Below are 9,427 nucleotides of genomic sequence, written 5' to 3'. Positions count from 1 at the left end.
CTCACTATCTTGTATGAAATCGGCAATATTGAACGCTTCCCGTCGGTTAACTCAGACAACACCTATTGAGATAGGTTCTTATTAGATAACGCCTTTGGACAGTGATAGTCCTAAATTAGAAAATGACGGGTTAATTCAGGTAAAGACAATTTGATTAGGAAAAAACAACACTTGCCTACTTGATTTTCTAAGAAATTGATACTCACGCTGCGCAAACCTAGATCGAACACTAATTAATTATACTGAACTGAACATCAACGCTTAGCTTAGTATGGTGACTTGTGGGAATACATGACATTTGAAATGTAGTCTTACCAACTGGCGTTTCAATTGTCACATTAACGAGATGATCCTCTTTTGTGTATTCTGAGCCCCAATCATCAACTTCATCACCGGGCTGTCTAAGATCATAGGTTGCATAGTATCGAGGACGTTTACCAATGTCCATATGCTGTAACGGGACATGCATCTTGAACAAAAACCTTAGTGGATATGTTGTAGTATCATTATTTAATTCTAAGTTCCATTCAGTAGTAAGCTCCATATGTGCCTGTCCCTCAAAATCAATGAGTGCATTTTCAGAAAGGCCCATAGAAGTATTTGAAATGCCGTTGATACTCTGAAGAGGGGAATACGGTATACTGGTTAAAGAGTTATCGAATAATTTTTCATGAATGAAACCTACATTATTAGGCCCCAACGTTAATGCACTCGGTATGTTTCCAACATCAATATCTGTTGTAAATTCTGCATATATTACATTACTCATTTTAGTTCCCCTTTACGCCAATGCTGCGTCAAGTATTGCATCTGACATATCTTCACTGAATTTATTTTCAAGGGGATCAGCGCTTCCCTGTGTGCATTCGGCAGTAGTACCGTTTACCCTCATAAACTGACACTGCTGATAACAGCGATTATAGAAGTCTGCAGGACTTATGTTATCGGCGTCAAAAGAAGCAGGATTAGCATCGTAAAATTCGTTGACCCAAGTATTTGCATCAGCTTGATTTACTAACGAATTTGTATAGTCATTAAGCTTACTTAGCTGATGAGTATAAAGATCAGTATCGCTTGGTGTCCAGTCAGTAATAGGGAACCTTCTACCCTGGTAACTAGGGACTTCCAATACCCATTGTTTATTTGTTGGACCGTTAATTAGCTTAAGCTCTAATGTACCCATGTTGCCTCCTATCTATTTAATAAAACCATTAACAAGATAGCAGTTAAAATACCAATATGAACTTGATTGCCTATTGATATCTGAAAATGAGAAATAGCCCACAAACAAAATAGCGAGATTCCGAACAATTACTTAATTTCGACAAGACATATAGCATTAGCGTGCCATAGACACCGCATTCTAACTTTCAGTACCGTGGGAGAAGTAACAGGGTCAGGTCTTTCCTTTCTCAGCTTTTGCCTCTAACTCGAACGATATAGTCTTCTGAGGCGAATGTAAAAAATTCTACATCGATCCATAAGCTTCTACACGTAACCTAAAATAGATTATTGACTCAAGCTATATAGCATTACTTATCAAAAAAACCATGAGAGACCGCTGTACTCTCATGGTTCTTAACCGATCCAATTTACTTAGCGTATATCAAACTGCATTGGTAATAAGAGAAGAATGGATATACTTTCAAAGGAATGAGATTAGTCAATTAAAACAGGCTTTTAACCCATGAAACTGCTTGATTAACAGCATTAACAACTACGTTCACAATATGTGAAACGAAGTTTACTATCTTGTCCCATGCTTTTGATAATAAGCCTGTAATAGTTTCATAAGCCTTGGCAACGGCGTTGATGGTTACACTCGCAGCTTTTAAGAAAAACTCTTGCTGTTTGTGAGACAGCTTTTCAGATGCTTTCTGCATGCTTTGTACCAGCTTCAAATTTGTTGCCATCGTCTTTTTATTAAGGTCTTTTAGTATTTTATCCCAACCCTCGTTAGCCTCAGCTAAGTTACCTTTTTGGTATAACTGCCCTTGTAACGTCATTGGTTCCTGTTGAGCGACCGTATTCAGAGCTGTCTGCTTTTGCCACTCACGCTGGCTATCATGCAATGCTTTAACTGAATCAGGAGAAAGCGCATCTCCTGACTCTGCCACAGCAGCGTTAGAATTAGCTTGCAGTAAAGAAGTTAAGTTAGAAGGAAGGCTGGATTGTATTAATGTTGCCGTTTGAAATTTTTTAGCTGCATCTTTCAACACATCCCAATTGGCTTGAATGTGTTGGTCAACTGTTTTTTCGCCTGTAGCAGGCAGATCTAAAGCCATATCTGACATTGTATTTCTCCTATAAACAATAAGTGCAACCAGTTGCGCATTGACATTATAGTTGACTTTCACAATATAGGCATAAATCAAGGAAATCATAACTAGCTCCCACCCTCTCCAACAGCGATTTTGGACATAACAAGTAACTGTGAATAAATCTGTATTTCAGTACCTTAAGCAGCTAAAATCATCATTACAGAATGGTACACCAAAATAATCTTATGACTCTTATCTTTGATTCCAAAATATTGTCTCAGCAAGAATTTACTTACGAAACAGAACTACAAGGTTGCTTGAGTAAACAGCCAGCACTACTCAAATCAGAACAAGAAGATGACATCATCTTTACTCATAGGGAATTAAAGCTGCCATCCGCAGGTTTCTTAGATATTTTTTGTATTGATAGCTCTGGCACCCCTATCGCTGTTGAAGTGAAACTTGCTAAAAATGGTCAATCTCGACGCGAAGTAGTTGCTCAAATTTTTGATTATGTGTCAGATTTATCAAGCATCACGATAGATGAGCTAGATGACTTGGTCGAAGGCGCTATCTATGATTGTCTGAGCGGCCAAGATACCGAACAAAACTTATGGCGCACATGCGCGGCCAACCTGCGAGCTGGAATGATCAAAGTTGTTATTGCTGTTGATGAAGCAAATGAAGATCTTGTCCGAATCGTTCGTTATATCAACGAACATAGCGATTTAGATGTTAGGTTACTAACCATAAGTAAATATCAAGATGGAAAAATCTTGGTACCAAACATTTTAGTTTCCGGAAACTCCGAAAATAGCTTACGTGCAAAAACTAATTTTAGAAAAGACAGCTCTCCAAGGTTTGAAGCTGTGATAACACACTATAATGCTCTCGCACCCAGAGAACTCCAAACTAGAGGTAAAGCAAAAAGCTACCGAGCTTTAGGTCCAGCATCTTGGCCAAAACCACTACACTATGAATTCTGTGATAATGGGCAATCAATTGGCGTTGAACTGCACATTGAAAAAGAGGGGCTTGAGTCAGTAAGTGAATACTTGATTACATTGGCGAAACATCAGATTCAGAAACAGCCTATAGAGTGGTCTGCAAAGTGGAGTAAAGGTGGGCGAATTCGTATCCTATTCTCAAATGAGTTTGAGATAGAAACTATCGCACAAGCTATGCTGAACCTAATAGAACTGACTAGAGACCATATTTCAGAACTATTGGCTGGAGAAAAAACAAATTGCTAGTAACGAATCAACATAACGGGTAGAACAGTTAGAAAATGCCTTAAAGCTGTCAATATTCAGCCTGAATATTGACAGCTTAACAAGCCTCAGTGCTATACCAATCCCCGCCAATGCCACAAAAACTCACTCTTCCGGTGATGTGCATTTTAAAGGCAACCTTTTGGTCAGCTTCCGAAAAAAACTTCAGAAGTTCACTATTACTTTCACTATCGAATGTCGAATGATTAAGTGAAGGCCAGCCACTTACTGGATCAACCTCTATTACATTTTGCGGGTACGTTTGCTCTAGCGTTAGACCATCGACAACACGACCATGCCGTGTATAGATTACGTTCGTTGTGCCGTCGGTAATGCTATCTGATAACGATAGAACAACGCAGCGTTCGTCTGGGTTTACGTTGGCCAACTCTCTAAAGTGAATATAGACAGGAGTGTTCCTAAATACCGCTTCACTTTTTGCCATGATAACGAACCCCATCAGTTCGTCTTGAGCAGTTTTCATTCGACTACTTTCAAACAAGCTAGAAAAGCTTGGAGCCGCTGATATTAGTAAGACACTGAGAACACAAATTGTTATGAGTAACTCAATCAGTGTAAAGCCTCTGTTCAACACCCTATTCAAAATTCTTTCCTTTTTTCCAGCAATCGCTGTCAATATTCAGCCTGAATAATGACATTCTGCAGGTCATTTAAATCAATCTAAATCGGTTGGTCTTCCACTCTAAGGCGTCGATTAAACCTTGCTCATACATGCCAGCCCAATCGTAGAAGAACGGCGCAAAGCCTTGTCCGCCTGTAATATGAGAAAGGCCAATACAAACTATCACTACGCCAGCAGAGATTGCGTATTCCACTGGGTCACCCGTTCTAAACCGCCCACCAAATAAATGAAAGCGTCTGTCACTGTAGGGAGAGAAAGGGCCCCCCGATACGGTCATTGCGTCGGTGAGTATGTGGCTGACGCCCCCCAGGCAAAGGCCATCCCAATACCTTGGTAATCCCAAACCAAAGTAAAGACTAGAGCTACAATCAACCAGTGGGTAAAGATGTGCGTTGGTCCGCGATGTTCAATGTTGCGCCCGAGTCCTTTAGCCACAAACTCCATCCAATCCGGTGCGGTCGCACCGGCAACACAAATAACACCACATTAATGACATCATTTAGGTAATTAGACTTCCACTACACCTAAAATATGTCATAATTACCTATATTATGTTATTTAAAGGGATCGTGGGATGAGTGATGAAGAGTACTTTTACCCAGTCGTAAGTGATAACTTACCGAAACATATAAAGAAAGGTCATCAACTGGTATTTAGTCGCCAGGATCTCTCTGCTCGAGAAGCGGATATGTTTGCATTGATGATCGCACACATGAAAGCGAACGACTGGGAGCGCAGTACCCCTCATTATGAGTTCACGTCACATCAGCTGTCTGAGTGGTTAGGTGTAGAGTCTAAGCATATCGGGAGTAATTTAAGCCCAGTAGCCAATCGCCTTGCGAGCCGAAAAATCGGTATAAAGATAGAGACCGGAAAAGGGGATGTTGAATTCGATTACCGTCCGCTTTTCAAACACATCGCGTACAAAAATGGTACCTTGACCATGGTGCCGAATGACATGCTCAAATCTGAGTACATCGAGTACAACCAGGGCTTTGCACTCATTAACACTCGCAATTTCTTTGATGTAAAAAAAGAGTATTCAAAACGCCTCTACGAATTGCTCAGCCGATTTAAAGACAAAGGCTTTGAAATGCATCAACAGAAGCTTGATGAGTTAAAAGGGGTCTTTGGACTACTCGATGAGGCTGGCAAACTCAAGAAAGACAAAAGCTCATTCAAAAATAACAGTGTATTCATGAAACGCTGTATTCGTGAGAGCATCAAAGAGCTTACTGAACACCCTCAAATCCGAAAAGAACTGCTGTTCTTGGAAGGCGAAAATGGGGAGAAGGGTTTTGAGGTCATTAAAAAAGGTCGAACCATCACCGGTATCAAGTTCCTGTTCCGCTGGATAAAACTTGGCACGATTGAAGAGCTAAACCAGCACGATGCGTTAAAAACCATTCGAGAGCTCGAGCTAAAACGCCTACAAGACAAGATAAAGCTGACAGAGGCCGAGCTTGAAGCGTTGGCCATTGCGTACCGCTATATCGGCAAAGAGCAGCATGCTCTGAAGGTAGAAGAAAGTCTCTCTAAGCGACACTTAAACCGAGAGCCAGAAGTTGATAATGGCCATCAAAGCGAGGTTGACTCACTCCTCGATAAAATCGATACCTTATCTGAGATTAGTGATAACCCTGATTACTAGATGACACATATTAGGTGAGACAACCCCATTACTGACAAAAATAAGGTCTCCTACTGTGATAAGTGACACATTTTAGGTGTTTTCGATGATGTGAGACCTAAAATGTGTCGCATTAGAAGGTACCTAATCAATATCACTGTGAATAAAGGGTAGAGATACCTGATATTCGTTATATTAGCCTGCCACCTACCTAAAATATGTCATCTATAAACCTTAAATACGATCATCAACACCTAAATTGTGTCAGGCTTCCACCTAGTAGATGATCATTAAGACCTAAAAAAAGATCATCAACACCTAAAAAGTGTTACCTATACACCTAAAAAGTGATCATGATGAGCCATTAAGTTCTTTTTATTCAGTAACTTACAACACCCATAGATCTTATAGTTCTCATAGTGTTTATAGTCTTAAATAGAAGATATAGATCTTTATAGCTAATGTGGATAACTGGAAAATCAAGGATTTACACAGTTACCCTCATTAGAAACAGTTTCATTTCTTTCTTTTTATTCTTTTCTAACTGTCACAATCTAGGTGATGGATATCAAAAATAAGGTCAAGGCTTGCTATAAGTACTTCATCATTTAGATGAGGATTTGATCAATGCCACAATACGCCTACCTTCGAGTTTCTTCAGATAGCCAAGATGTAGCAAACCAGAAACACGGTATCTACGAATATTGCAACCGTGTCGGAATCGTTAACTTATGCTTTATCGAAGATGTCGTTACAGGCAAGAAGAAATGGCATGAACGTAAACTTGGTGAACTTATTGAAGGAATGGAGGTTGGTGACAAACTGATCTTTGCGGAGGTCAGTCGAATTGCGCGTTCTACACTTCAGGTTCTTGAAGTACTTGAGGTATGTATGGCCAAGGGCATCGATGTCTACATTGCTAAACAGAACATGCAGCTAGATGGTTCCATGCAAGCAAAAATCACCGCAACGGTACTCGGTCTCGCAGCTGAGATAGAACGAGAGTTTATTTCGATGGGAACTAAAGAGGCTTTAGCTGCAAGAAAAAAAGCCGGTGTTACTCTTGGTAGACCTAAAGGTGAGGCGGAAAAACTTAAGCTCGAGCCTAAAAGAGATCAAATTGAAAAATATCTAGGCATGGGGCTTGGGATCCGTCCTACAGCAAAGCTTATTGATGAAGCCCCAAGTACATTACGAGATTACATCAAACGCAGAGGCTTAAGAGCTATAACTGTCGCTGAAAGTGCTTAGCCGGTGACATGTTACGCCCTAAGACAGCGGCAATAACAATATGGTCCGGTTTCCTGATGTAATAGATGACATGATGCTTTAACGGAAAGCGGCAGTAACCAGTTCCAAGTTCCGGCATGTCAATGCCAATCAACTCATTGCACGCTAACAACGCCATTGATTGTTTTAACTCTCCAAAATAATTGGTCCACTGTGCGCCTCCCCAGTTTTCAAGCGTATAACGGCGAATGTCAATTAGGTCCGTTTGGGCTGCGGGAGAAAGTTTGTATCGTGTCATTAATCAAACTTGCCTGAATCTAACTCGTTCATGAAGGTCTCACCATCCACCAAATCTCCATTCACGATGTCTCGCTCCGCTTGCTCAAAACGTGATTTCACCATCGCCATCTTCAAGGCTTCTAGTTCCTCGTATTCTTCACATGACATGACAACTGCTACAGGGGAACCATTCTTGCTGATTTGTACTGGCTCTCGCTGTACTTTCATCAGTAAGTCACCAAATTTAGTTTTTGCTGTGTTTGCGGTTAATGATTGCATTGTGTGCTCCTTTTCTGTTCATTATAAACGAATCGTTCGATTCATACGAATCATTTGAAGCGAATGAAGTGAGGCATTTTCAACCAGATGACGATACTTGTATAGACACCAATCCATACTGGTTTTGTCTATATCTTGCCCATAATTGCGTTTAGCAATGACCGTTTCTCCACCATGTTCCTTAACAAAAGTACGGAAAGCTTCGCTGTCATATCCTTTATCACAAATGATCTGCCCCAGCAGTTTTGGACACTGAGTTAAGCGAGTACAATCACTAACGAGGTGAACAGTGACAACTAAGAAAACTAGAATTAAACATTCCCCTGAATTCAAAGCAGAAGCCCTGAAGTTAGCAGATAAAGTGGGAGTAGCTGCGACAGCAAGACAGCTTTCTTTCCATGAATCTCAAAACTACGGGTGGCGAAAAACTCGAAGAAAGACACCAGTACTAGTCAGCGAGAGCAGAACTAGCCGCAGAGGTTGCCAAGCTCAAAAGGCAGTTGGCTGAGCAAGCACAAGAGCTAGAAATGGAAAAAAAGGCCGCCACCTACTTCGCGAAGAATCTAAAGTAAATTTCTATGAATTTATGCTCGAACACCTGCCGAGCTTCAGTATTGTGCGTATGGCTAAGGTGTTCGGGGTATCCCGAAGTGGGTTTTATTACTGGATTAAACATCGCCATAAGGCCATTCAACGCGAGGCAATACGTCAGAAGCTTGATACAAGGGTCAAAGAAGCTTTTGACAACAGCAAAGGCCGAGATGGCTCAAGGCGAATCCAAAAAGAACTGTCTGAAAGCGGTAATAGCTACAATGTTAAAACCATTGCGGCCAGTATGAAGGGTCAAGATTTAACGCCGAATAATCCAAAACGTAGAGGCACTTTATGAGCCGATCATATTCTCTAAGCGCCGCTAATGTTCGTTGATTCTGTTTACCATTAGATAGTTTCGTTATGATGGTACTCTGCGTCGTTGTTTTACGGCTTAGCGAACAGATAATTCTTTGAATATTATGCCATTCTCACTTAATTAAGGAGGTGTTAAATGGCTTACGCAGCCTCAAAACGAACGCTTCTCCGTAATCAATCTCAAACAGATCATGGAAGAGATTTTTAAACTTGGCATAGCGTGGAGCAAACTGGAATCCGAATAGGTCAAGGAGCGCAAAGTTAACGTTATTGACGCCATGGGTGTCGGTGGCCAGAGTTTTTGGGTCTATATCACTGGTATTGTTATAGAGTAAGTCAAAAGCATGATGCGCTTCATACTCGTTCGCTGAAATGACTTTAGTGTTCACTGGTACGTGGTTTGATACTAGTGTGAGAGCCGAAACTCCTTTTCCTTTACGGAAGTACTTTGCCGAGAATCGCGCTTTAAATGTGTTTATACGACAAGCATGTTTTTGACCATCAATACTACCAAACGGAGCAGATTCATTAATTGTGTAATAGCTGAATATTGGGAGCTTTGCCAAGGCATTGGAAATTACATCATTTGCGTTACTGGTGGTTTCAGGTCTGATATCGACGACATATGATGTAAGCCATAATTGGAACCATTACCAAAAGTCCTAGAGGTACGCCGAGAGCAAAATCCTGAACGTTGGTCAGGAGAAATCAGGAACTGCAAACCAGTAGGTGACGTTCATCTAAATCCAGAAAAAGAGGTTGCTTAAATTAATAAGCAACCAGTGACAACTATCTTGAAAAACGCTGGAACTAATACAATTTAGTTAACAACAAGTACGTGACTCTTTTTTCCCGTGTATTCCATTTCTATGTGGCGCCCTATTAATAACGATTGAACCTCTCGCTTAAAACCTACGACGCCTTC

9 protein-coding genes and 5 pseudogenes are annotated in these 9,427 nt (G+C 40.8%); 4 read left to right on the top strand and 10 right to left on the bottom strand.

The window, feature by feature from the left end; all coding sequences use genetic code 11:
• Positions 1 to 229 precede the first annotated feature (229 nt).
• From KIV40_RS07045 to KIV40_RS07035, 3 genes are all read right to left on the bottom strand, one after another.
• Positions 230 to 769 (bottom strand): hypothetical protein, encoded by a 540-nt coding sequence (locus KIV40_RS07045; RefSeq protein WP_285348441.1) that lies wholly within the window; start codon positions 767 to 769, stop codon positions 230 to 232.
• A 12-nt stretch (positions 770 to 781) separates the two neighbouring features.
• Entirely contained in the window at positions 782 to 1,183 is a 402-nt protein-coding gene (locus tag KIV40_RS07040; RefSeq protein ID WP_285348439.1) for a hypothetical protein, read from the bottom strand.
• Positions 1,184 to 1,667: 484 nt separating this feature from the next.
• Positions 1,668 to 2,384: a hypothetical protein gene (locus tag KIV40_RS07035; RefSeq protein WP_285348438.1), complete on the bottom strand. Its 717-nt coding sequence runs from the start codon at positions 2,382 to 2,384 to the stop codon at positions 1,668 to 1,670.
• Positions 2,385 to 2,485: 101 nt separating this feature from the next.
• Here KIV40_RS07035 and KIV40_RS07030 point away from each other — a divergent pair, with 101 nt between their 5' ends.
• Positions 2,486 to 3,514: a hypothetical protein gene (locus tag KIV40_RS07030; RefSeq protein ID WP_285348437.1), complete on the top strand. Its 1,029-nt coding sequence runs from the start codon at positions 2,486 to 2,488 to the stop codon at positions 3,512 to 3,514.
• Positions 3,515 to 3,590: 76 nt separating this feature from the next.
• Here the strand turns inward: KIV40_RS07030 and KIV40_RS07025 are convergent, their stop codons facing one another.
• From KIV40_RS07025 to KIV40_RS35415, 3 genes and pseudogenes are all read right to left on the bottom strand, one after another.
• Positions 3,591 to 4,016, bottom strand: a complete 426-nt coding sequence (locus tag KIV40_RS07025) for a GspH/FimT family protein (protein ID WP_285348442.1) — start codon at positions 4,014 to 4,016, stop codon at positions 3,591 to 3,593.
• Positions 4,017 to 4,082: 66 nt separating this feature from the next.
• Positions 4,083 to 4,127, bottom strand: a pseudogene (locus KIV40_RS35550) (prepilin-type N-terminal cleavage/methylation domain-containing protein); the annotation flags it as partial.
• 76 nt (positions 4,128 to 4,203) lie between these two features.
• Positions 4,204 to 4,652: pseudogene (locus tag KIV40_RS35415) on the bottom strand (metal-dependent hydrolase); the annotation flags it as partial.
• 97 nt (positions 4,653 to 4,749) lie between these two features.
• Here KIV40_RS35415 and KIV40_RS07005 point away from each other — a divergent pair.
• On the top strand, positions 4,750 to 5,826 hold the full coding sequence (locus KIV40_RS07005) for a replication initiation protein (protein ID WP_285348435.1): 1,077 nt from the start codon (positions 4,750 to 4,752) through the stop codon (positions 5,824 to 5,826).
• Between the two features lie 606 nt (positions 5,827 to 6,432).
• Positions 6,433 to 7,056, top strand: coding sequence for a recombinase family protein (locus tag KIV40_RS07000; protein ID WP_285348434.1), 624 nt, complete (start codon positions 6,433 to 6,435; stop codon positions 7,054 to 7,056).
• Here the strand turns inward: KIV40_RS07000 and KIV40_RS06995 are convergent.
• The 3 genes and pseudogenes from KIV40_RS06995 to KIV40_RS06985 form a co-directional block, all read right to left on the bottom strand.
• Positions 7,031 to 7,333: a type II toxin-antitoxin system RelE/ParE family toxin gene (locus KIV40_RS06995; protein WP_285348432.1), complete on the bottom strand. Its 303-nt coding sequence runs from the start codon at positions 7,331 to 7,333 to the stop codon at positions 7,031 to 7,033. The genes KIV40_RS07000 and KIV40_RS06995 overlap by 26 nt on opposite strands.
• Positions 7,333 to 7,593: a type II toxin-antitoxin system Phd/YefM family antitoxin gene (locus KIV40_RS06990; protein WP_005534943.1), complete on the bottom strand. Its 261-nt coding sequence runs from the start codon at positions 7,591 to 7,593 to the stop codon at positions 7,333 to 7,335. Before KIV40_RS06990 ends, KIV40_RS06995 begins: the two co-directional genes overlap by 1 nt.
• Positions 7,594 to 7,665: 72 nt before the next feature.
• Positions 7,666 to 7,824 (bottom strand): annotated as a pseudogene (locus KIV40_RS06985) (IS5/IS1182 family transposase); the annotation flags it as partial.
• Positions 7,825 to 7,882: 58 nt separating this feature from the next.
• Between KIV40_RS06985 and KIV40_RS06980 the strand changes: the two are divergent.
• Positions 7,883 to 8,467 (top strand): annotated as a pseudogene (locus KIV40_RS06980) (transposase); the annotation flags it as partial.
• Here the strand turns inward: KIV40_RS06980 and KIV40_RS06975 are convergent.
• Positions 8,409 to 9,068 (bottom strand): annotated as a pseudogene (locus KIV40_RS06975) (Tn3 family transposase). The pseudogenes KIV40_RS06980 and KIV40_RS06975 overlap by 59 nt on opposite strands.
• Positions 9,069 to 9,427 lie beyond the last annotated feature (359 nt).

Source organism: Vibrio sp. D173a (assembly GCF_030248475.1).
The sequence above is the reverse complement of the archived record's forward strand: the minus strand, read 5'-3'. Positions and strand labels throughout refer to the sequence as shown.